Raw genomic sequence first — 22,951 nt, 5'->3', positions numbered from 1 at the left:
TAACATAAACATTTCAAAACATGTCTATCGTTACAATTTGTAACGAATAGCGGTTATCGGTATAGTCCTGCAATTCAAAAAGTGAGACCTTTGCGCTCACCTTAAAGGAGATATAATAATGATTACTAATGATGCTGTAATAATGGGCATGTTAGCTGTTATTCTTGGCGGTGTTTTTATCACGGAAAGTAGCCAAAATAGCGCACTGAAAAAATTCTACTCGTTCGTTCCGGGTCTATTGCTCTGTTACTTTGTTCCTTCTCTATTGAACAGTTTCGGCATCATCGACGCATCAAACTCAAAGCTGTACTTTGTTGCAAGTCGTTACCTATTACCAAGCGCACTCGTTCTACTGATCATCTCAGCTGACCTACGCAAAATCTTCGGCCTTGGCTCAAAAGCGGTCATCATGTTCCTAACGGGTACTGTCGGCATCATCATTGGTGGCCCTTTGGCGATTTTAATTATCGACCAAGTTAACCCTGACCTCGTATCTGGCGATGTATGGCGTGGCCTTACAACTGTTGCTGGTTCTTGGATCGGCGGCGGTGCAAACCAAGCAGCAATGAAAGAAGTATTTGAAGTTGATGACCAACTGTTCTCAGCAATGATTACGGTAGACGTTATCTGTGCAAACATTTGGATGGCTGTGTTGCTTATCATGGCAGGCCGTCAGAAGAAGATTGATGCATGGCTAAAAGCTGACACATCATCTATCGAAGAGCTAAAAGAGACGGTTTCGAAATACCAAGAAGAGAACGCTCGTCCAACAACCACAACCGATCTCATGAAGATCACGGCAATTGCCTTCGGTTTAACCGGCCTAGCTCACTTATTCAGTGACATGATTGCACCATGGATCTCAACCAACGCGCCAGAACTTGCGAAATACAGCCTAACATCTGGCTTCTTCTGGTTGATCGTAATGGTAACAACGTTCGCGTTGATCGCTTCATGCTTCAAATCGACACGCAGCCTTGAGCACAGCGGCGCATCTAAAGTTGGTTCAGCGTTCATCTACATCCTAGTTGCTACTATCGGTATGCAAATGGATGTGACGGCTATCTTAGACAACCCAGGTTACTTCTTCATTGGTATTACATGGTTAACTATTCATGCCCTTCTGATGATTGTGATGGCGAAGCTAATTCGTGCACCATTGTTCTTCATGGCTGTAGGTAGCCAAGCTAACGTAGGCGGCGCAGCATCGGCTCCTATCGTAGCGGCTGCATTCCACCCAGCATTGGCACCAGTAGGCATCCTAATGGCGGTACTTGGTTACGCTCTAGGTACATACGGTGCCTACATCTGTGGCCTCATCATGCAGGTTGCTGCGGGTTAATAGAAGCGCTTCAATGAAGTAACACAAAAGACTGAACGATCATCGTTCAGCCTTTTTCATTTCTACTCTTCCACTCTTAGATTAATCAAACAAAGACGCCAGCTTATTTTCTACTACAGGACTGATATTAAAACTCAACATAAAATCCGGACGTGTCTTTTCATCTTTCTCAATATAATAGTTCGCTTCAATGCCGAACTTCCAAGGACGTCCATTCAACACCGTTGTTTTAGTGACACTTATATTTAGTGGAACTTCTGCCTGATCCTTATTCCAGTCATATGAGAATGTCGGCGCAGAGCCAATCGTCCAACCGCCTCCTAAGATCTCCACCCAAAACACTTGTGTCGACGTCCTGTTGATTCGAGTATCAGAATGATCGGCTCCGTCTCCAGACACGCCATATAAGTGGTTTGGGAATATGCCTACAACTCGCTCACTACTCGCATTCCCGAACATGAACTCAGGCCCGATAGCAAATTGATCCGCCGTTAAGTCACTGCTGCCCGTAGGCAACGAAGCAAAGAGACCGAAAGCGACAATAGTACCGCCCTCCATTTTAGGCGCATAAGCTAAATCAAATGAGATGTCAGTAACGCCTGACTGATCCATATGTTGGGAGCTTGTCGACGTATCCATATTGAAATCATTCTGAACATAAGAGATAGCCGGGCGGAAGATCACTTTGTCGCCATTATCCATTGGAAACGGCAATGTCGGCTGTAATACGGTCGCGAAAGCATCCCCTCCACCATCGTAACCACCTGAATACTGAAGCTTTAAATTAAGGCTAGCATAAGCTGTGTTTGGGTTTGCAAGTTCCTTTGCTGCCTGTTCTGCTGCTTGATCGTTTTCGGATTTCGAAATGTCGACCTTAGCGCTAGCAAAATTCGGCGTTAATAATATTCCAGTTATTATCAGTGCAAGTGGTTTACAAGCCATGAGTCCTCTCTTCAATAGTAAAACAATAAGGTGAAACTGCTTATTGAGTATTTTAGAGATTAGTGGGCAGTAAAATGGCCATAAAGTGACAGAGAGGTGAGTTGATCGTAAGTAGAATTTAGATACAAAAATGCCCCAAATTTCTTTGAGGCATTTAGATTTTTGAATTAACTCAGGGTTTCCCCTATCAACTTATTCCCAATCAAGGATTACTTTACCAGACATACCAGAGCGCATCATGTCGAAGCCTTCCTGGAAGTCGTCCACTTTGTAGTGGTGAGTAATGATTGGAGATAGATCTAGGCCAGACTGGATTAGTGAAGCCATTGTATACAATGATAAGAAAAGTTAATTTAAAACAGTCACTTACCACAAAATAAAATTACTAATGGCGACAAACTGGCGACAAATTTTTCTCTCCAAGTGACCCGTCCTGATATGGGTTGACACTTGATTGACTAAAACGCTCGATGTACTTCATCGGGCGTTTTGTATTTTAGAGCTGTGTGAGGCCTATATTCATTATAGATTTTTACTGATTCGGCGACCATTTTCTTTGCTTCATCTAAATCTTTAGGCTTATTCAACAGATACTCCATCTTCAGTATTCCGTTGATCCTCTCTGCCAACGCATTCTGATAACAGTCATAGCCATCAGTCATTGAGCAAGATACATCATACTGTCGATGCAACTCTTGGTATTCAACAGAGCAGTACTGAACACCTCGATCTGAGTGATGTACAAGCTCACCTGTATTCTTCCGTTCTTTCAACGCGTTTAAAAAGGCCTGCTTGACCGTTCGAGCTTTCATATCATCACCTATGTGATAGCCCACGATTTTTCTTGAGTAAGCGTCCGTCACTAAACTGAGATAAGTACTACCACGCCGCGTTGCTAGATAAGTAATATCAGCAACCCATAATTGCTCTGGTCTTTCCGGTATTAAGCCTTCTTTGACACGATTCGGATGGCAGTAAAAGCGATGATTACTGTTTGTGGTTCGATGATAAGCCCTTCGATTCTGCACTAATAATCGATTCATTCTCAGCAGAGAGAATAAGCGGTCTCGCCCGATTTCAATATCGTTCTGAGCAAGTAAATACTTGATCTTACGAGTCCCTATACGAGGGTGCATCATCCTTTGCTCCTTCACAAAACCGAGTACTGATTCATCTTTCTTTGTCTGATGAATTTCTGCAACACAGCGCTTGTAGAAAGCTTGTCGTGTAATACCTATGAAGTGACAAGCTTTAGTGACGGTCAACTTTCTGACCGTTTTTTCCTTAATAACTCGGCCTTGCGCTTCTTTGAGATTCGGACACCGAAATCTCGATCCATGACTTTTACAACCGCTTCAAAGAACTCAGCTTTGAGCTGAGTCTCTTCTAATTGCTGCTCGAGTTCTTTGATTCGTTGCTCTGGGGTTTGAGTTGAGGAAGAGTTTGACATAGTCGCTCCTAACGCTCTCGATTGTTCTATTCCTTTAGACCAATCTAGTTGACCATGTTTGCGAAGCCAAACTAAAACGGTAGAGCGACCTTGGATCCCATAACGTTCTTGAGCTTGCTTATAAGTCATTTCGCCTTTTTCAACTTGGCTTACGACTGCCAATTTAAAGGCAAGAGAATAATCTCGTTGAGTACGTCTACTTGTTGTTTTCATGACACTCTCCAATTTCATGTTGGAAATGTGTCAACCATATTTAGGACGGTACAAAGATAAAAATAAGGTCAACAATAAGCCTATTTCTCGTCTTACTTCCAATCCAGCTTCTTTGACCAAGCAAAAGAAATATATAATTAAAATAACTTTACGCTGCCCTCCGTCCCGTGTTTTTTTGACTTTCCACTCACCTTCGTAGTAAACCTTAAGGCCAGTAGCATCAATGGCTTGGTCCTGACTTGCTCCTCTCGTTTTAGTACTAAATGAGACCTCAACTTACTTTGCTCCACGACTGAGGCAGGTCTAATGCGGACAACTTAACGGAAAATTGGCTAGCCTAAATATTGAATAGATAAATCATTGTAAAGCCCCAGTGGCATAGAGAAGACTCGCTTCACCATGAGCGGCTGTGTTAAACGCTAAATAACTAAACCGACGTGGTCTACCACGCCGGTTTTGCATGCTTTGGACCACCCGCTTATGGATTCCTCATCAACCCAAATAGTCAGAGAACCACGTTTAATGAGTGCTCGGGTTGTATTGCTTCCATTTGGTTGTTTTGTAACGAGGCTTAGATATGAGGCTACGAGGAAAAGTGAGTGTTGCTGAACAGAGTGTAGGTTGTAGATTTAGTTCCCTCGAATTACGCAACAAAGCCAAATTATATACAACAGGACTAGCGAGCGTGACTGCAAAATCGTGGTATAGGATAGTTAGAAACTATCAAAATATAACAATGAATTTAATCTATGGTCTAATTTCATTGTAAATGTAAGAAGTCACGCTGTCTTTGAAAGTTGACCAACTAAAACAGCATGACTGGGGGTTCTTTGTTTAGGAATGAATACTAATTCCTGAATACAGCTCGCTCATCGTTAAAGAATCAAAAAACAACGTAAAAAATCACGTTCTTTCCCTATGAATAATATTTAATTTTCGAAAACACACCTAAATACGAACACTCTTCAGAAACTCCACAGAAAAAATTAAACCATACACCAACCAAGCCATTCAAATCGGACTAAAACAATGGGCATTTAGGACTTAACATCTTATTTATTAGAATCTTAAATAATAACAAATAGAATACAACACATCGGATTTGTTATTTATAAATATCAAATTACTATCTCGCCGCTCAATAATTTCTAACCAAAAAATAAACAATAAAAAGGTATTAACATGTCTATAACTTTTCAAGGTAACCCCGTTTCAATCTCAGGTCTATTTCCTAAACCTAATCAAGTAGCACCAAGTTTTACTCTCTGCGACAAAGAATTAAATAGCCTAACCTTAGAAAGCCTAAAAGGGAAAAATGTCTTATTAAATATTTTCCCTAGCATTGACACCCCAGTTTGTGCTGCAAGCGTTCGTACATTTAACGAGAAAGCCGCTAATTTAAACAATACAATCGTATTATGTGTTTCTGCCGACTTACCATTTGCTATGAACCGTTTTTGCGGTGCTGAAGGCATTGATAATGTAACAACCGCTTCTTTCTTCAGAGAGTCATCATTCACTGAAAACTACGGTGTAAACTTAAATGAAGGTGCGCTTGAAGGGTTAGCTGCTAGAGCTATTATCGTTATTGGTCAGGATGGTATGGTCACACATAGTGAATTGGTTTCTGAAATTACTACTGAACCAAACTATGAATCAGCACTAGCGGCTTTATCATAATCATGCGTAAACTACTTATTGTTGCTGCTACCCTATATTCAATAAACGCCTTCGCAAAGTTTGAAACTACTGAAGACGATGCTGAGTTTGGAGCGGCTCAAGTCGTCACACTTGATAAAACCACAAAGTTTGACCTGATTGGTACACCATTAGAAGTAGGTGATTTAATGCCTTCGGCTAAGATGCTGACTTCAGATTTAGGAAGCTATGATACCAGTGCGAAAAGTAAATCGATCAAAGTCTATAGCATATTAACATCTGTTGACACGCCGGTTTGTGTTCAACAAGCTATAGAACTTTCTCAATACATAGAAAACAACAGTCACAAACTTCAAGGTATTGAATTTTATGCAGTGAGTGCCGATACTCCTTTCGCTCAACAACGGTTCATTAAAGAGTACTCTCTTGACGGGGCGACATATCTTTCTGACTCTTCAGAACATAAGTTTGGCCTAAATACAGGGACTCAAATTAAGCAGTTAGGTTTGCTTAGTCGAAGTATCATTGTAGTGGGTATAAATAACCAAATTATTTATACCCAAAGAGTACCTGAACTTACAACTATCCCTAGTTTAGAGCGAGCCGTAAAAATAGCGTTAAAAAACCGCTAGATACCAATAAGATATAAGAGGCATCAGCCTCTTATATCAATAAAATCCCCATTCTAACGTAAACGCCCCACGAACCCACGGGGCGACCTTGTTAATATTTGAAGTTCCAAGGTAGGAGTGCATCGATGTCTGGCTCTGCTTTTGCTAGCTCTTTCATGCACTTGACCATGTAGTCGTAAAGGATAAGGCCGTTGGCTTTCGCTGTCTCGACGATACTGTAAAGCATCGCGCTCGCTTCAGCTCCATTCGGAGTGGTCGAGAAGAGCCAGTTCTTTCTCCCAATAACCAGCGGCTTAATTGCGCGTTCAGCGCGATTATTATCGATAGATAAGTGACCATCGTCGATATAACGAATGAGTTTAGGCCACTGCCCGAGCGTGTATTTTATCGCTTTGCCTAATGGGCTAGAGCCTATCACTTTCTGGGTCACCATCCATTGGTAAAGCTCATCCAATATAGGCTTGGCATGCGCTTGACGCTCTGCTTTTCGTGTTTCGACAGATGCACCTTTTAAGCGGGATTCTATCCCATAGAGCTTCTGGATTTTAGCCAGCGCTTTATCTGCTTTGCCTGACTTACCTTTGCCTTGAAGCTTCTTAGCATCCATGAACTTACGCCGTGCATGCGCCAAGCAGCCAACATTGGTTACCTGATGAAGACCATCATAAGCACCATAGCCATCGGTTTGCAGATAACTACTGTAATCCCCCAAGAAGGCAACAGGGCATGTCCTCGCACGACTGTTTTGATAGTCGTACAAGGCGATATTCTTCACATTCGGCAGTGCAGCGTCGGGCGAGTCTGCACCCGAGCAGTAAAGCCATATAACACTGTTTATCTTCTTTGAGGACATTGAGCGGCGTTTCATCCGCCTGTACCACCACTTGCTGAAGTAGGTGGTGCTTTAGGGCGGCATAGAGTGGGGCGAACTTCTCACTGACTTGGATAATCCAACTTGCCATCGTGGTTCGTGATAGCTCGATACCCGACTGAGTAAATAGCGATTCTTGGCGATAAAGTGGCATTGCGTATTGGTATTTACCAAGGATGATGTTGGTCAGCAAGCTTTCTGTCGCGAAGCTTTTAGGGATAATGCTTTGTGGTGCTGGCTTTTGAACGATACGACTGTTGTCTTCAGTTTGCTCGCACTGACGACAAGCATATTTAGGACGAACATATTCCAGCACTTTGAGCACGGCTGGTGAGAACTCAAGTTTCTCACTGCGGTCTTCACTGATTTTATGCAGACTATGTTGGCAGCAAGCGCACTGCTTTTCATGGTCGGCTAGATCAAGTTCGATAACTTCACGAGGCAAGGTCTTTGGAAGTGGCTTACGTTTCCCACGCTTCTTCGTTGTGGTGGTCGTCGTGACCTCAACTTCTTCTTCCTTTGCGGCTTCACATTCCACTTCGTTGAAGAGGTCACCTTGCGATTCATCGTAAGGCTTTAACGCCTCCGAGCGTTTAGCGAACTGGCGGTCGAAGGCAAGCTTGAGCTGTTCGAGTAGCGACTGACGCTCTTGTTTCAATTGGCTTTCTGACGCCATTAATGCTTTCACCATCGCTTGTAGCTCGGCAATATTTTGACTTTCTGGGTTGATATTTGGCATCTTTTTCATGGCATTTATTATACTAAAATCATGCCATTAACGCTTGGTGGATAAGGCTTTATTATCGATTAAGTCATTGTAAAATCGTTTATTCGAACGGGTTTATGACCGATAATTGTGAAGCCTGAAAGCAGTCTGTCAAGCTCGAATTGAGTTAGAGCAAAAACCTCGTTTTTCTCTTTTGATGGCCACTTGTACTTAGCTTTTTCAAGGCGTTTATACCAGAGGGCGAAGCCCGTTTCATCCCAATACAACACTTTAATTTTGTCGCGTTGTTTGTTGGTGAACAAGTACAGAGCGCCACTTCCTAAAGGTAGGTCGGTGTCATTTTCGATAATCGCTGCAAGGCCGTTGATGGACTTTCTAAAATCGACGCTTTCACAATACAAGTAAATCTCTGGAGCGCTGAGCATGCGTTTCATGATAATGCACCGATAAGCTCTGCGAGATAGGCCGCTGGCGTGCCTTGAGGAATACTCAGCTCAACATTATTGACGAGAAGAGTCATGTTAGCGGTGGCTATTTGAGCTTGGTATTTCGTTGTCTTTTCGACGACCTCCGCTCGCACAAAGCCTTGGGATACATCCGCTTTTTTGAGTTGCTGGCGCTTAGCATAAAACGTTGAGGGATTGAGTTCATTGAGCTTACAAAATGCGAGCGTTGACAATGAACTCGATTCAGATTGCTCGATAAGCGTTTGCCATTCTTGATTAGTGTGTCGTTTTCCCATTTCAAGTCTCCTCATGGTTGGAGACTTGATCTTATTATTCGTGTTAGGCGATTAGAATGCGGGGTTTATGGAGCGCTTACGCTAACAACATTACTTAACCCACTTCGAAAAAGTCAATGAAGTATAAAGTGATAGACCTAGTGACACGAGAATGTGCAACTAGATACAAGAAGGAAAAGAGAAACAAAGTCGACTGATTTGTTTACAAGACGCTAAAAGCCCTGACAACATGGACAAGTAAAAACAGGTAATAACGACAAAAACTCAAGACGAATGAACATGGTTACTCATCAAAGGGAAATAAGTTGCCACCAACATTCAGTTGATACATTGTTAGCTAGTAAATGGAACTGAGTGAAAATAATCTTCCTTAGGTTCAATCTGACAAGCGCCGATTAAAAAACAAAACTGTCAGATCAGGACCAACCGACGACTCTTGATTGACCTCAGGATAACCATCTTTACCACCGATAAAATATACTATTGAGAAAGTTTATCTAGGACAGGGGTTATCGACTGATGAAGTTCACTGGTTTCATATGCACCAGATAAGAGTCTACTTGGGTAAGCAATTGAATTACTGAGAACTTCACCAATATTATTAATATGAATACGAGTATCTGCCACACAAGCGCTCATGCATATTTTAATAAATTGCTTTGAAGTATCAAGTTCAAGCAAACGCGCACATCGCAGTGCTTCTTTAGTTCTTTCATGGAGCATTTCTTCAGATAACACGATTAACCCCTTCTCCATTCAGTAGCATAATAATGTGAAACTCTTCGCTTTCCCTCACCATAGCAAGGAAAAGGCTCTCTCTCATTTCTTTTCGGACCGTATTATCGCCAAGTACATATTTCGTCAAAACGCTAATAGCTTGTTGCTCGCTAACTTCGTCTTGACTAACTATTGCCGACAATACGCTTTTCGACAGGTTTGACGAGATGTCAAAATTCAGTTCTTTTGCCGTTACAAGCATCGCTTTTATTACTTTGTTTTTTTGAGCTCTGATAGTACATATTTTCAGTTCATGCTTATCAAATGCATACCCAATATCATCTAGTAGTTGGCTCAGTTCTTGATACACTTTGTATTCCTCTAGTTCATTGTTCTCGTCCCTCATATGTTAACGTTATATGTTTAAAATAAAATAATGAAACCAATTGCACCAATAAAAAAATACGATAAATATCATGGGATTATAAAAAAGACCTCACTATTACGTCCAGAAAATAGGATATATATGTCCTATTTGCTTACCATGCAATGGAGGTAATGCTTTTTATCCATATTAACTGAGTTGGTCTACATAGATTCAATACCATTAGAAAAACGACACATACCCCTTACATTTAGGACTTTAACTGCGACCATTTACACATAAACCATTGAGTTTATGTGGTTAAATTTAAAAATAACTAAATCTATGGACGAGGTTTCTTATTTTATTTTTTCTGGGCAAGTAGATAATAATGCACAGAATCTTAAAAAAGGAACTGACAATGTTATACGCACAACCTGGAACTGAGAACTCAATTGTTGATTTCAAACCACAATATCAAAATTTCATTGGAGGAGCATGGATCGCACCGAAACATGGAAAGTATTTTACGAACACCTCTCCAATCAACCACTCAGTAATTTGCGAAATTCCGGCTTCGACTCAAGAAGATATCGATTTAGCAGTTAATTTTGCACATGGTGCAAAAAGCGATTGGGCTTCAACATCAGTTACTGAGCGTTCGAACATACTACTAAAGATCGCAGATCGTATTGAACAGAATCTTGAGATGCTTGCTATTGCTGAAACCTGGGATAACGGGAAACCTGTCCGCGAGACGCTCGCCGCTGATATTCCTCTGGTAGTCGACCATTTCCGTTATTTTGCTGGATGCATTAGAGCCCAAGAAGGCTCTGCTTCAGAGCTGGATTCGCAAACCATGACCTACCACTTTCCTGAACCTGTTGGGGTTGTCGGACAAATTATTCCATGGAACTTTCCACTCTTGATGGCGGCTTGGAAACTAGCACCAGCTCTGGCTGCAGGTTGTTGCGTTGTCTTGAAGCCAGCAGAGCAAACTCCTGCATCGATATTGTTCTTAATGGAACTCATCGAAGATCTCGTACCTGCTGGTGTAATAAATATCGTTAATGGCTATGGTTCAGAAGCGGGTCAAGCGCTTGCAACACACAAAAAAATTGCAAAAATCGCCTTTACTGGTTCGACTGAAGTTGGACAACATATCCTTAAGTGCGCCGCTGATAACCTGATCCCATCAACAGTCGAGCTAGGTGGTAAGTCTCCAAACATCTTTATGGCTGATATATTTGATCACGAAGACAGCTATCTAGATAAGTGTATCGAAGGCGTACTACTGGCTTTCTTCAATCAAGGTGAAGTTTGTACGTGCCCTTCGCGAGTTCTGATTCAAGAATCTATTTACGATCGCTTCATTTCGCGTTTACAAACTCGCATGAAAACGATCAAACAAGGAAACCCGCTCGATACCGATACACAAGTCGGATCACAGGTTTCAAGAGAGCAGTTTGACAAAATCCGTCAATATATCGCACTTGGTCATGAAGAAGGCGCTGAATTACTTATTGGCGGTAAGAGTTATGAAGACAATGGCTACTTTGTCGAGCCAACTCTCTTCAAAGGAACTAACGAGATGCGTATTTTCCAAGAAGAGATCTTTGGTCCAGTCGTTGCTGTTACAACATTTAAAGACTCTGAAGAAGCACTGGCTATCGCTAACGGTACTGAGTATGGATTAGGTGCAGGGGTATGGACACGTGATAACAATCTGATTTCACATATGACGAAAAATATCCAAGCTGGACGAATTTGGGTCAACTGCTACCACGCGTATCCAGCTCACGCTGCATTTGGTGGTTACAAAAAATCCGGCATTGGTCGAGAAACACACAAAATGATGCTCGATCATTACCAAAATACCAAAAATATCATCGTAAGCCATAGCATTGATCCCTTAGGCTTCTTCTAATTATTCAACTGCTCCTCTGCCCGATGGTTTATCGGGCATATTTTTATCAGAATAATAATTTTCAATGGCTTGGTATCATAACAAAATGGTTAATAAAAGTAGCTCTAAATTGACAATAACCTAACTTAGAAACGAATTATAGAGAATGAAAACCCGTTCAATATTTTTATTTGGTTGATCTTCAAAGGATACCTCACCTTAGAAGAAATAATTATTATTAAAAATAAATCTAGCAGAAAATAATGGAAAAACAATGTGAATAAATTTAAATTACAAGTCATAGGTTCAATGGTTCTAATCATCACAATGATTATTTTAATCATCGCATCTTTGAATTTTTGGTCTTTCCACAATGAAAGTATTCGATTAAACAAGGAGATACTTCATGAGAAAAACTCAACAATTAACGGAAAGATGACAGAAAAACTAGAAATTTACAAACACATTTTGTCTTCAATAAAAATAGATGATGATAGTTATAGAAATGGTAGTTTATCCTCTAACCTTACTAACCAACTGCAATCAATTCATAATATTTTTGGTAATATTAGTGTCGGTGTCTTCCTTTTTGACCGTGAAGGTTCGCTTTACGATATGTCTGGAAAAATTACAGAAGTTAATGTTAAAAAAATTCAACGTGATTATTTTATCGAAACATTCGAGAAAGGTAAAGAGTTCTATGTTTCAAAGCCTTATACTTCATCAACTTCGGGAGAGGTCGTATTCGGTATAGTGTATAAGATAAATGAAGATATCGCGATAATTAGTAGCATAAAAAAAGGATCAATACTAAAAGATATTATAGGTAGAGACGATGTTTTCCTATATACGGAAGAAGGGACAATAATAACCTCACCTAATAAAGAACAAGTAGGAAGTAATATATTCTTAGAAAACCCTACATTTAAAAAATTTGATAATAACCACCCAGAATTATCATATACAAATCGAATCGGACGAAAAGATGTAGATTATACTGCTTTTTGGAGCAAACTAGATATCAACGGGTGGGAGTATGTAATTTTTACCAAAGATAATATTATAAACAAAGGAGTTAATGACCAAGTTTTCATCTCTATACTCACCGGATTACTGTGTATAATTTCTTCTATTGGTATCTTATTTTTTATTATACACATATTGGTCTTAAAACCTGTTGGCGGTTCTCCTAAAGATATTGCTTTGTTGATGGAATCCATGGCTAAAGGAAATCTTCGTCAAAATATAAAAAAAACAGGGAATGAAACAGGGATATATCGTTCACTCATTAATTTTTCTGAACAACTATCTAATTTGATTAAAAATTCACATGGAATTGCAGAGAATGTCTCATCTGCCTCACAACAACTCACTGTAGTTATGTCAGATACAATACAAAACGTTCAATATGAACTATCTCAAGTTGAACAGATATCTACTGCTATTAACGAGCTTTCGACATCCTCACTAGAAGTAAGTGATAAAGCAACAATGGCCGAAGAAGAAACACGAGCAAGCCAAAATAATGTTGAACATGGTATCAAAATATTGAATGAAAACCTAAACTTTACCAATGAAATTAATAACTCAGTTAGTAGTACAGCTCGAATTATTGAAGAGTTGAGTGAATTTGCGGAGGAGATCGGAACTGTTATAGAGGTTATAAACGCCATCTCAGAACAAACAAATTTACTAGCACTCAATGCTGCAATAGAAGCAGCCCGAGCCGGTGAAGCTGGACGAGGGTTTGCTGTAGTCGCTGATGAGGTAAGGAACTTAGCCTCAAAGACGCAAACCTCCACCATCAGCATTAAAGGTATCATCGAAAAATTGCAAATTCAATCTGAAAAAGCGAACCGGAATATGGGAGAGAACGTGTTATTAATCAAGAAATCCGTATTTCTAGCTGATCAGATAAAGTCTTCATTTGAAGAGATATCTACAACAATCGAGTCAATCTCTAATATAAATACACTCGTAGCCAATGCATCCCAACAGCAATACAACGTCACTGAAGAAATTTCAAAAAACGCAGTACGAGCTTTCGATTTGGTACAGCAGAACGTTTCATCAGTTAATCAAACACTACAGGCATCAAATGAGCTAGCGCTCTTAGCAGAATCTCAAAAAAACGAACTAACCATTTTTAAAGTATAAATATCTAGGCAGGTCTAACGAAGTCAAACACTAGTTAGCCTGCCCATAACTAAATCAATCCAAGACAATATTATTCTTTGATATTCATGTTTTCCATTGATATGGATAAGATCGCCAGCTCCCTCTCTTCCCTCTTCATAAGTAATATTTAAACATCGCCAATTTTTAGCCATCTTACTTAGCCAATTAAAAACCTAACTTCCAAAGATAGCTTTAAATATTTCATTTAAAAAAGTAACTATAGTTCACCGTTGAATGTTAATAGTTTAATATAACTAAAGCCTCAAGCTATTTAATCAGAAAATTTTTGAACCAGTCTTGGCTTCCCTGACAAATCTATAGCTACATAATTAAAATTAGCTTCACATACTTGGAATCTTAGATTAACCTTATCTTCTTGAATAGGTTTTACCCAAACTTCTAAATCAATCGACATTGATGTTCTACCAATTTTAACGCATTCACCATAACAACAAACGACATCACCAACCTTTACTGGTTTTTTAAAAGTGATACTTGATACTGAAACTGTTGCTATCCGTCCTCCAGATATTTCTTGAGCTAGGATTGCTCCAGCTAAATCAAGCTGTGACATTATCCACCCCCCAAAAATATCACCATTCGCATTAGTATCTGCAGGCATAGAAAGAGTACGTAAAAGAAGCTGTCCTTTTGGTTTTTGTTTAGTATTGATTGAAGTACGCAAGATATATTCCTATATTTTAAATATATTCTTATATTTAACCATATTTAAGTTTAAAATTCAGCTTTGAAAATGTTTTATTTTTCACAGATTTTGATACTGTTGTTATGCACTTCTTATTCCATTAACATCGATGCTGGATTGAGCCACATTCTAAGATTGATTTAGCTCATTAATCGGAAAGTCGGAACCTTTAAGCTCTATAGGAAAATTAGCTGACTAAGGTACATATGCATAAAAACATACTAACAACCTACCGGAGAATTCTAATTCCTCAAGCTCATTCACCACTAGTGACCCCTTAGATCGTAAAATTACTGTTTCAAATATTGCTCGAACGTGATAATCGGAGTGAACTTTCCACTGGGCTATTGCATCACTTTTTAACACTCCTATTGCGTCATATCTCGAATGCCCAGGCTCCCAGTTACTTGTATTTTTACGCTGTGAGGTTAACGGAATAATACCTTTTCGGGGCAGTACTTAATGGTACACCTTCGTATCACAAGCTCCGTTACCTGACATATCATTGCTCTTTCTTCGAGGTAGATTAAGTAATGTTGGCAGCACTACACTATTACTACATCGACGAGGTTTACCTCTACACAAAGATTTCATGCGTACCTACATCCACTGTGAGATAGAGCGTTCGCCAAGTTCTCCGTTTTCATGGCCGTACTTTCTGACTTTCTATTCGTCCTCGCCAAACACTTTAAAAACAGAGAATCAATGAAATCTTGTAGCGTTCGAAGCGGGAGATATGATGCTCTTTTTCATAGAAGAGCATTATCTGAGTCGTCAAACCCTCTACGTCGCTTTCCATGGCGTATCGCACATTTCCATACTTTAATCACGCATCATTAATACAGAGTAACATAACCACTCTTACATATTACGCGATGATATTACCACCAACTCGATCTATGCAACAACGTATGCCTTAACCACCTAACAATCAGACACTTTAAAAATGCTTTCCAGATGAAGTTAAATCAATCATTGTATGAGAATTAAAATAAAAAAGCCGGCTTCAAAAAGAAGACGGCTTAGATTAATGTTTGAAATTATAGTTTATTAGCTATGCAAAAGCGTTTTTCCCTCTAGAAACATCGGACCATGCCTTAGTGATAGCAACTCGAGACTTACTATCAAGGTTATCCATAAAGCCATTGTCGCCACCCTGAGGCGCAAAACCACTCATAGCTTGAACCAATGCGTCAATCGAGGTGGCAGATAACGCGGTATAATCTCGTTCACCTTTCGCATCCTTATCTCTCATATCAACAACAACTTGTGCACGATTACCATTGAAGTAATCAGCGAAAGTGACAGAACCAATATGTTCAAACTTCGCTTGGTTAGTATCGCTTTCAGGATCACGTAATATAGAAAGTTTTAAACTATAATCTCAAAGCTAACTTAATGTAACGAAAAATCATGGAGTTATGCTTACTTCCAGTACCCGAATGGCGATATAGTGGCGGCAAATTTTAATCACAAGAAACAGGGGTGTGTCGCAAACAAGGGGGTAGGTTATGCTCACCCCTCAACATTCTTCAGCTTTTTAAGTTTACTGGCCGTCACTTCCCTTCTGAGATCAGACTACAGTCCGTTCGTTACTATGTTTCCTACAAGCTGAGCTACCGTGAAATTAAAGAGGTGTTAGCTGAGCACGGCATCAGTGTTGACCACTCAACATTGAACCGTTGGATCATTAAATACACTCCCCTGCTTGAGCACCAGGCACGTAAATAAAGAAGCCAGTCGCTTCTGCGTGGCGAATGGACGAGACATACATTAACGTCAAAGGTCAGTGGAAATATTACTATCGAGTCGTTGAGAAGCACGGTCATTTCATTGATTTTTTACTCTGCAAACGCCGTGATGAGAAAACGGCTCGCGCCTTCTTTGCCAAGGCAATCTGCTATAAGGGTTTACTAGGAAGAGTGGTTAGCGATAAGAGTGGTGCCAACGCGTTAGCGTTACATAATGTCAATGTTTAACTCTGGCTGATGGGAAATCAGATGAGGGAGCCAGTTCCATCCTGGCAGGCGTGGAACTGTGGTCGATAATTAAAAGTGAACAGCTCGATAATCCTGAAGGCTTATCTGCTTGGGAGCAATTTTACGCCCTAGCAGCCTAATTGCATCTGAAGATCTGTACACTTGTACTTCGTCATAACTTTGCGACACAACCGTATTAATGGTACAGATCACATTACATCAAAGCCACTGATTAGACCAGGCAACAAACTTTTCATGATATTCTGTCCCGCTTTATTATTACCGTCTATTTGATATCAATTGATTAGCACCATTATTCATCTTGCCTAATCGTTATCATGACTTTTAGTTTCAAAAATAAGAGTAGTATATGAAGCCTAGAGCACCTTTATTCTTGCTTGCAATCACCATTATTTATATTGTTTATTCATTTCTTCGAGGTTATACCGACTTACATATATCGAGCGTATTTACTCCACTAATTTTGTTCCCGTTTGCAATATTACACGGTAGTGTCTATTGCGGTATAAAGAAAATGTCATGTTTCTTTCTATTAGTCTTCGTTGTCAGTGTTTTCTACGAAAGCGTTAGTATTTCAAGTGGATTTCCTTTTGGTCACTATTATTATTCTGACCGACTAGGAATTAAAATATTTGACGTCCCATTAGCAATCATGCCGACCTACTTCAGTTTGGGTTATGTCTCTTGGTTTATATCAACCATCCTTCTTAATCAGTTTGATAAACCGATACAAACGAAAAGTAAAGCAATCATCATCTCTCTTACTGCCTCATTTGTAATGGTTTCATGGGATGTCGTTATGGATCCTGTGAATTCGCTCATCAAATCGCTGTGGGTCTGGACCGATCGTGGTGTGTATTTTGGCGTTCCGTTAAGTAATTTCTTTGGGTGGTTTTTATGCGTATTTACCTTTTATTTGCCTTTCGCATTATGGTGCTACAACGATAAAGTACATTTGAAGCAGATCCCGCCCCATGGTTACTTATACCTGCCCTCAATCATTTACGTTACCATCATGTCAAAATACATCCTTTGCTTCTTGTTCAAAGACAACCTTGATGTCGCCACTTTGCATGGCGAAATTTTTAGCTCAAAAGACATTTATGGAAGTGTGATGCTTATTGGTATCTTTACTATGCTGCCAATCGGTATCCAATCTATCTATAAGATCTACCGACACCGCAGTCACTCGCTCTGAGCGACAAGAGTTCTTTAGTTCACACAATACGGTACTCACATTGTTTACACGCGCTAGCGTTGTATCACAACAAAAGTTTCGTATTACGATAACAAGCATGCTAGGCCGCTCTCAGCATCTGCTATTCATAGCATTCAGATCAAGTTAAGGAAATACAAATGCAGAAAATTGAACAGCTTCCAATGCCTCCTAAATCGGGTTTTTTGGGGCATGTGAGTTATTTGAAGAAACCCAATGTTCATCAACAGATGCTGTCTTGGGTGAATGAATATGGTGCTTATTTTCGTTTGAAACTGGGAATGAAGGATGTAATGGTTCTCTCTGAACCCTCTCAGATTAAGGCGATTTTAAAATCGAGGCCAGATGACTTTCGCCGTTTGAAAAGCATTGAAAGTGTGTTTGAAGAAGCAGGGCTTAACGGTATTTTTTCTGCAGAAGGTGATCGTTGGAAACATCAGAGAAAGTTGACTGAACCTATGTTCCAGCCTAGCCACCTTAAACATTTTTACCCTAAGTTAAGTGTGATTACCGAACGTTTAAGAAAGCACTTTGAAAAGTTATCAGAATCAGAAACTGTCGTTGATTTAGTTAGCGAATTCAAAAAATACACAGTAGATGTCACATCATTGTTGGCTTTTGGTGAAGACTTTAATTCGATTGAGCAATCAGACACTCCTCTCGGAGAAAGTTTGCGACATGTCTTTCCTGTGATTAGCCAGCGCTCTAAGTCTCCTATTCCTTTATGGCGATTTTTCAAAACCAAGAAAGATACTCAGTTCGATGCAAGTTTAGAAGAGATCGGTCATTTTGTGTCGACTTGTATTGATAAGCAGCGCACGCGTTTGGCTGAGTGTCCTGAACTTAGAGAGTCGCCAGAAAATATGCTTCAAATAATGCTGCTGGAACAAGAATTGGATACATCACTGACTGATCGAGATATTCTAGCGAACGCCATTACTCTGTTATTAGCAGGGGAAGATACCACAGCAAACACTCTTGCTTGGATGGCGTTTCTTGTGAGTGGAAACCAAGGTAGCGAGCAAGCTTTACAAAGTGAACTGGCTGATCTGGGAGAAGCTTCTGTATTAGAGTGGCCGATCCCTCGGGTTCCCTACATGACAGCAATTATGTATGAAGCGATGCGCCTTAAACCTGTGGCTCCTCAGCTTTACCTAGAGCCGACAAAAGATACTTATCTTGGTGATTTTGAAATAAAAAAAGGCACGCCTGTTTTCGTAATACTGCATGCTAACGGTTTTGATCCCGATTTGTTTGAAGATCCAATGTCGTTCGATCCTAATCGTTGGATAAATAAAAAAGGGGCGTCATTTTCGAACCTTCAACCATTTGGCGGGGGGGCAAGGCTTTGTCCGGGTCGTTCACTCGCTATTATGGAAATAAAATTGGCGTTTCATTCTTTATTTAATGAATTTACGTTAGAGCCTCAGCAAGCTCCTGAAGATGTGGTCGAACAGTTCGCGTTCACCATGTCGCCTGTTGGATTTAAAGTCAAAATTAAAAAAGTTGCTGATGCTGACAAGAGGAATATCAAGCTTTAACCGGGCAAGAAGGACAACATATGGATGACCTAAAGCTGGAATTAAAGTGTACCTTTATCCAAAGTAAGTGGCTTGGTGAAGAAGATAGACGGAATTTGAGACGTGCTTTTAAATATCTTCAATTAGAAGAAGACTTTTGTTCTTTAATCGATAATTATCCCGCAAACGATCTTATTATGGAACTCAAATATCTTCTTCTCAAGTGAGGTTGGCATTGCCCTCTCCTAGGGGGTTTGTCGCGAACAAGGGTGGTAGGTTCTGATCATACTGCAGTCCGTTCGTTACTATATTTCCTACAAACTGAGCTACCGTGAAACTGAAGAGGTGTTAGGTGAGCGCGGCATCATGTTGACCACTCAACATTGAACCGTTGGATCATTAAATACGCTCCCCTGTTTGAGCACCAGACACGTAAAATAAAGAAGCCAGTCGCTTCTTCGTGGCGAATGGACGAGACGTACATTAACGTCAAAGGGCAAGTGAACTACACCAGAAAATCAGTACTTTTCATTTCTACAAAACTTTGCGACACAACCTACTTGGGCACTATTCATTTACGTTAGCAGATCAAGTGATGAAGGGGCAGCTAAGGCCCCTGGAAAATCCTTCAGGTTTTGATGATTGGCCTTAGCGTACGTTTTCGTTCCATCGGACTTCAAACCCCGTGAAGTGGATTATTCTTTTACGCAACAAAGCCACACAACCCCTTCAGGCGTGGTGACTCTGTACAAGAAAAACATCAATCACAACCCTTTCTTCCCGCAGTCTGTGTCATTGCAAACTGTAATCTAGCCTTCAAAATTAGTCGCTTTTCTTCTTTTGTCTGAATTCTAAGAACCTTCCTTATCAATTCCATATTATGTCTTCACCGCTTTACTTAGTGAACTCCAAATTTTGATGATTCAGAACAGATTGAATGGGAACGGGTACTGAAGTGAGAGCAAGAGTGTTAGTTAGCTTCATTGGTTTATAAAAATGAAAACCCTGAAATAAGACATGCGCCTTTTTAGGAAGTAGCCGTAAGTGTAGAGGTGTTTCCACCCCCTCGACAATCAAAGTAACACCAATAAGCTCTGATAGTTTAACCATAAACTTAAGTGTTTCACTAGCCACAATATCATTTTGACATTTTTTTAATAGCGACTTATCAAGTTTGATAAAATCAAAGTGCTTTTTTGATAAAAGGTTAAAGTTAGAATAGCCACAGCCGAAATCATCTATAGCAAATCGAAAACCTGCTTTCTTAAGGAGTTCGATATTTTCTTTAATATTACCCCCTGAAATCCCTTCACTATATTCAACCATTTCAAATATAATTGATGATCTTAATCCTGGGGCACCTTTGGTTGATTCCATCACATCATCATAAAAACTAACGATACTTAGATCAGTATGGCTGATATTAATACTAAAATTCGGTAATGTTTTTTCAGTGGCCATCGAATATTCTATTAATTTATTAAAAATCATCATGGTTAATGCATAATGTAAATGCGGTTCCGTTGCCAGTAGAGGCATGAACGACCCAGGCCCTCCATATTGTGTACGTTTCCATCTAAGGAGAATCTCCCAGAGATAATCCTTAGATGTTCTCATACTATAAACAACGGGTTGGTAAAAAAGCTCAAACTGAGCACCACCTTGTTGAATGTCACTATGCAAAGCTTGAATTACATGACGCCTATTGACACTTTTATTGTAGTCATTAACATTATATACATATAAACCATCAACACACTGGCATGATTTATTGACGCTGTAAGCCATTCGTCTAAATAGCTTATTTTTATCTAGAGGTTGAACGAGGCTAGGGATTTTCATACTGGCAACAGAATAGTCTAACATTATTTTTTTATTATCAACCTTCTTTTCAGATGGTAGAAAATATTGTATTTTTTGTTGCTGTTCAATTATATCCTTTTCCAGAGCAGGATTATCACTATCGAAAATAATAATAATATATTTACCTTCAAACAACCCCATGATACTCGGTGAAAGATTTTCACTAAGATGGCAATGTAATTCGTATTTGATTATTTTACTCGTTTTAGAATCGAAAAACTTATAGAAATCTGCAGTTCTCCCAACGCAAATTACATGCATAACACTGTGATTTTTATTGTTTTTATTAAGTAGTTTTTTTTGAATGTAATTAATATTAGGCAAATCTGTTTCTTCACAAAAAAGATGCTTTAATGATTTTTTTTTTTGTTCTCGTTCCAGTCGTTGTTGAAAAAAAGATAACTTCTTTTTATTTTTTGATGATTTCATGCAAAACACCAAACATAAAATCACCACCATCAAGAAAAGTAAGCCAGTCATAGACACCCCAAAGTGTGACGTGAGTCATAAAAACTCACAACAAGAAGTGAATTGTCTCATATTTGATAAAATATCAAATCTGACCACTTTAAGTCTGTAAGAGCCCAGAAAACACCTTGACTTTTCAATAAACACTTAAAGATTGAAATTTAAACTCAATTATCGGTTGTGTCGCAAAGTTATGATCAAGTACGAGCATACTGATTTTTAGATGCAATTAGGCTACTAGTGCGTAAAATTGCTCCCAAGCAGATAAGCCTTCAGGATTATCGAGCTGACCATTGTTACTTATCGGCACAATGCCTTTGTTGTGTAATTCAATTGAACGATCTGCTCAGTTACATTCGTTACTCCTCGTAGCCCCATGCCTAAACCTCGTTACAAAATAACCAACTGGAAGCAATACAAGCAATCACTTATTAACCGCGGTTCTCTGACCTTTGGATTGATGAAAAAGCGATAGCGGGTGGTCGCAAAGCAAACAGAGTAAACGCGGGAGGCCACGTCGGTTCAGTGATTTAGCTATCACGACAGCGTTCATGGTGAAACGAGTTTTTTCTACGCCACTGAGAGCGCTGCAGGGTTTATCGACTCGATATTTAGGCTTGCCCATGTTCCGTTAAGTTGTCCGCACTACACTTGTATTAGCCGAAGAGCAAAGCAAGTTGATATCTCATTTAAGATAAAAACGAGAGGTGTGATACTGCACTTAACTATTGATACTACTGGCCTTAGTTTTTATGGCGAAGGCGAATGGAAAATCAAAAAGCACGGGACGAATGGTAAGCGTAGAGTAGTCTGGAGAAAGCTGGATATTGCAGTCAATGCAAGCACTCATGAAATCATTGCAGCAGAGCTAAGTTTATCGACGGTTACAAATGGAGAAGAGGCAGCCTTTTGGGAACGCGGTCATCCTCGAAATCTCGCAGTGGGTTGCCAGAAATTATACAGTTCAAATAAGGATTGAAAAGAGCGGTATGGTTACAACAAACGCTCACTCTCAGAAACAGCAATGTATCGAATTAAACATTCGCTTGGTGGCCGTTTAAGTCTAAGAAATTACAATGCACCGGTGGGTGAAACTTACGCAATGATAAAAGCGTTGAACAAACTTACTGGGTAGGCATGCCTGATACTTGTCGTGTTGACTAAAAAGCATGCGAAACGGGTTCGCTCTATCTCTAAATTTAATTACGCAACAAAGCCCACTACGAACATAAATCCCGACTTAAACGACGCCCTTAATATCCGTGATAAAGGCCTTCTAGAATTAAAGGCGGCTGGACAATCGTCTCTGCTTATAGAAGCTGCGTAAGTCTTGATGCTATCGAACAACGGCTAACGAAATAAGAAGCACTGCCTGATAGGGCGGTGAGTCGTCAATTAAAGAAGCTTATAGGTTGTTTGATTTAAATTTTGATGA

16 protein-coding genes and 7 pseudogenes are annotated in these 22,951 nt (G+C 39.8%); 11 read left to right on the top strand and 12 right to left on the bottom strand.

Features of this window, described 5'->3' with window-relative positions; translation table 11 throughout:
• The first annotated feature begins 118 nt into the window (after positions 1-118).
• Entirely contained in the window at positions 119-1,342 is a 1,224-nt protein-coding gene (locus tag OC193_RS17320; protein WP_017105084.1) for a DUF819 family protein, read from the top strand.
• 81 nt (positions 1,343-1,423) lie between these two features.
• On the opposite strand, the gene OC193_RS17315 is transcribed toward OC193_RS17320, so the two are convergent.
• The 4 genes and pseudogenes from OC193_RS17315 to OC193_RS17300 all read right to left on the bottom strand — a co-directional run.
• Positions 1,424-2,284 (bottom strand): hypothetical protein, encoded by an 861-nt coding sequence (locus OC193_RS17315; RefSeq protein ID WP_048663376.1) that lies wholly within the window; start codon positions 2,282-2,284, stop codon positions 1,424-1,426.
• 192 nt (positions 2,285-2,476) lie between these two features.
• Positions 2,477-2,611, bottom strand: a complete 135-nt coding sequence (locus OC193_RS17310) for an L-threonine 3-dehydrogenase (RefSeq protein WP_080967972.1) — start codon at positions 2,609-2,611, stop codon at positions 2,477-2,479.
• Positions 2,612-2,742: 131 nt separating this feature from the next.
• Positions 2,743-3,947 (bottom strand): IS3 family transposase gene (locus tag OC193_RS17305; protein ID WP_108156422.1). Its coding sequence is split into 2 segments (ribosomal slippage): positions 2,743-3,560 and positions 3,560-3,947, totalling 1,206 coding nucleotides; the frame shifts between segments, so codons are not numbered across the junction.
• Between the two features lie 144 nt (positions 3,948-4,091).
• Positions 4,092-4,526 (bottom strand): annotated as a pseudogene (locus OC193_RS17300) (transposase); the annotation flags it as partial.
• A gap of 603 nt (positions 4,527-5,129) precedes the next feature.
• Here OC193_RS17300 and tpx point away from each other — a divergent pair.
• Positions 5,130-5,627: a thiol peroxidase gene (tpx, locus tag OC193_RS17295; RefSeq protein ID WP_017082551.1), complete on the top strand. Its 498-nt coding sequence runs from the start codon at positions 5,130-5,132 to the stop codon at positions 5,625-5,627.
• A gap of 2 nt (positions 5,628-5,629) precedes the next feature.
• Entirely contained in the window at positions 5,630-6,238 is a 609-nt protein-coding gene (locus OC193_RS17290; protein ID WP_017082552.1) for a redoxin family protein, read from the top strand.
• Between the two features lie 91 nt (positions 6,239-6,329).
• Here OC193_RS17290 and tnpC read toward each other — a convergent pair.
• The 5 genes and pseudogenes from tnpC to OC193_RS17265 form a co-directional block, all read right to left on the bottom strand.
• Positions 6,330-7,848, bottom strand: a pseudogene (gene tnpC / locus OC193_RS17285) (IS66 family transposase).
• Positions 7,849-7,916: 68 nt separating this feature from the next.
• Positions 7,917-8,270 (bottom strand): IS66 family insertion sequence element accessory protein TnpB, encoded by a 354-nt coding sequence (gene tnpB / locus OC193_RS17280; RefSeq protein WP_048660429.1) that lies wholly within the window; start codon positions 8,268-8,270, stop codon positions 7,917-7,919.
• Positions 8,267-8,578 (bottom strand): IS66 family insertion sequence element accessory protein TnpA, encoded by a 312-nt coding sequence (gene tnpA / locus OC193_RS17275; RefSeq protein WP_048660431.1) that lies wholly within the window; start codon positions 8,576-8,578, stop codon positions 8,267-8,269. Before tnpA ends, tnpB begins: the two co-directional genes overlap by 4 nt.
• A 480-nt stretch (positions 8,579-9,058) precedes the next feature.
• The gene (locus OC193_RS17270; protein ID WP_017082558.1) at positions 9,059-9,316 is read right to left on the bottom strand and encodes a hypothetical protein; all 258 of its coding nucleotides are present in this window, start codon (positions 9,314-9,316) and stop codon (positions 9,059-9,061) included.
• Entirely contained in the window at positions 9,306-9,701 is a 396-nt protein-coding gene (locus tag OC193_RS17265) for a hypothetical protein (protein ID WP_080967711.1), read from the bottom strand. The genes OC193_RS17270 and OC193_RS17265 overlap by 11 nt, the downstream gene beginning before the upstream one ends.
• Before the next feature lie 379 nt (positions 9,702-10,080).
• On the opposite strand from OC193_RS17265, the gene OC193_RS17260 reads away from it, so the two are divergent.
• Together OC193_RS17260 and OC193_RS17255 are read left to right on the top strand one after the other, a co-directional pair.
• The gene (locus OC193_RS17260; protein WP_048660432.1) at positions 10,081-11,586 is read left to right on the top strand and encodes an aldehyde dehydrogenase family protein; all 1,506 of its coding nucleotides are present in this window, start codon (positions 10,081-10,083) and stop codon (positions 11,584-11,586) included.
• A 255-nt stretch (positions 11,587-11,841) separates the two neighbouring features.
• On the top strand, positions 11,842-13,722 hold the full coding sequence (locus OC193_RS17255; protein WP_048660433.1) for a methyl-accepting chemotaxis protein: 1,881 nt from the start codon (positions 11,842-11,844) through the stop codon (positions 13,720-13,722).
• A gap of 292 nt (positions 13,723-14,014) precedes the next feature.
• On the opposite strand, the gene yciA is transcribed toward OC193_RS17255, so the two are convergent.
• Together yciA and OC193_RS26080 are read right to left on the bottom strand one after the other, a co-directional pair.
• Positions 14,015-14,428 carry an acyl-CoA thioester hydrolase YciA gene (gene yciA / locus OC193_RS17250; RefSeq protein ID WP_017082562.1) on the bottom strand — a complete coding sequence of 138 codons (414 nt, stop codon included), beginning with the start codon at positions 14,426-14,428 and terminating at the stop codon, positions 14,015-14,017.
• A 1,075-nt stretch (positions 14,429-15,503) separates the two neighbouring features.
• Positions 15,504-15,830 (bottom strand): annotated as a pseudogene (locus OC193_RS26080) (calcium-binding protein); the annotation flags it as partial.
• 146 nt (positions 15,831-15,976) lie between these two features.
• On the opposite strand from OC193_RS26080, the pseudogene OC193_RS17240 reads away from it, so the two are divergent.
• From OC193_RS17240 to OC193_RS17225, 4 genes and pseudogenes are all read left to right on the top strand, one after another.
• Positions 15,977-16,568, top strand: a pseudogene (locus OC193_RS17240) (IS6 family transposase).
• 230 nt (positions 16,569-16,798) lie between these two features.
• Entirely contained in the window at positions 16,799-17,647 is an 849-nt protein-coding gene (locus OC193_RS17235; RefSeq protein WP_080967712.1) for a carotenoid biosynthesis protein, read from the top strand.
• A 158-nt stretch (positions 17,648-17,805) separates the two neighbouring features.
• Positions 17,806-19,206, top strand: coding sequence for a cytochrome P450 (locus OC193_RS17230; RefSeq protein WP_048660437.1), 1,401 nt, complete (start codon positions 17,806-17,808; stop codon positions 19,204-19,206).
• A 258-nt stretch (positions 19,207-19,464) separates the two neighbouring features.
• Positions 19,465-19,709: pseudogene (locus OC193_RS17225) on the top strand (IS6 family transposase); the annotation flags it as partial.
• 370 nt (positions 19,710-20,079) lie between these two features.
• On the opposite strand, the gene OC193_RS17220 reads toward OC193_RS17225, so the two are convergent.
• Positions 20,080-21,477, bottom strand: coding sequence for an EAL domain-containing protein (locus tag OC193_RS17220; RefSeq protein ID WP_165904222.1), 1,398 nt, complete (start codon positions 21,475-21,477; stop codon positions 20,080-20,082).
• 575 nt (positions 21,478-22,052) lie between these two features.
• On the opposite strand from OC193_RS17220, the pseudogene OC193_RS26075 reads away from it, so the two are divergent.
• Both OC193_RS26075 and OC193_RS26070 read left to right on the top strand, forming a co-directional pair.
• Positions 22,053-22,216 (top strand): annotated as a pseudogene (locus tag OC193_RS26075) (transposase); the annotation flags it as partial.
• Positions 22,217-22,411: 195 nt separating this feature from the next.
• Positions 22,412-22,680: pseudogene (locus OC193_RS26070) on the top strand (IS5/IS1182 family transposase); the annotation flags it as partial.
• Between the last annotated feature and the right edge of the window lie 271 nt (positions 22,681-22,951).

Origin of the sequence: Vibrio crassostreae, from assembly GCF_024347415.1 — a bacterium.
Classification (GTDB): domain Bacteria; phylum Pseudomonadota; class Gammaproteobacteria; order Enterobacterales; family Vibrionaceae; genus Vibrio; species Vibrio crassostreae.
The sequence above is the reverse complement of the archived record's forward strand: the minus strand, read 5'-3'. Positions and strand labels throughout refer to the sequence as shown.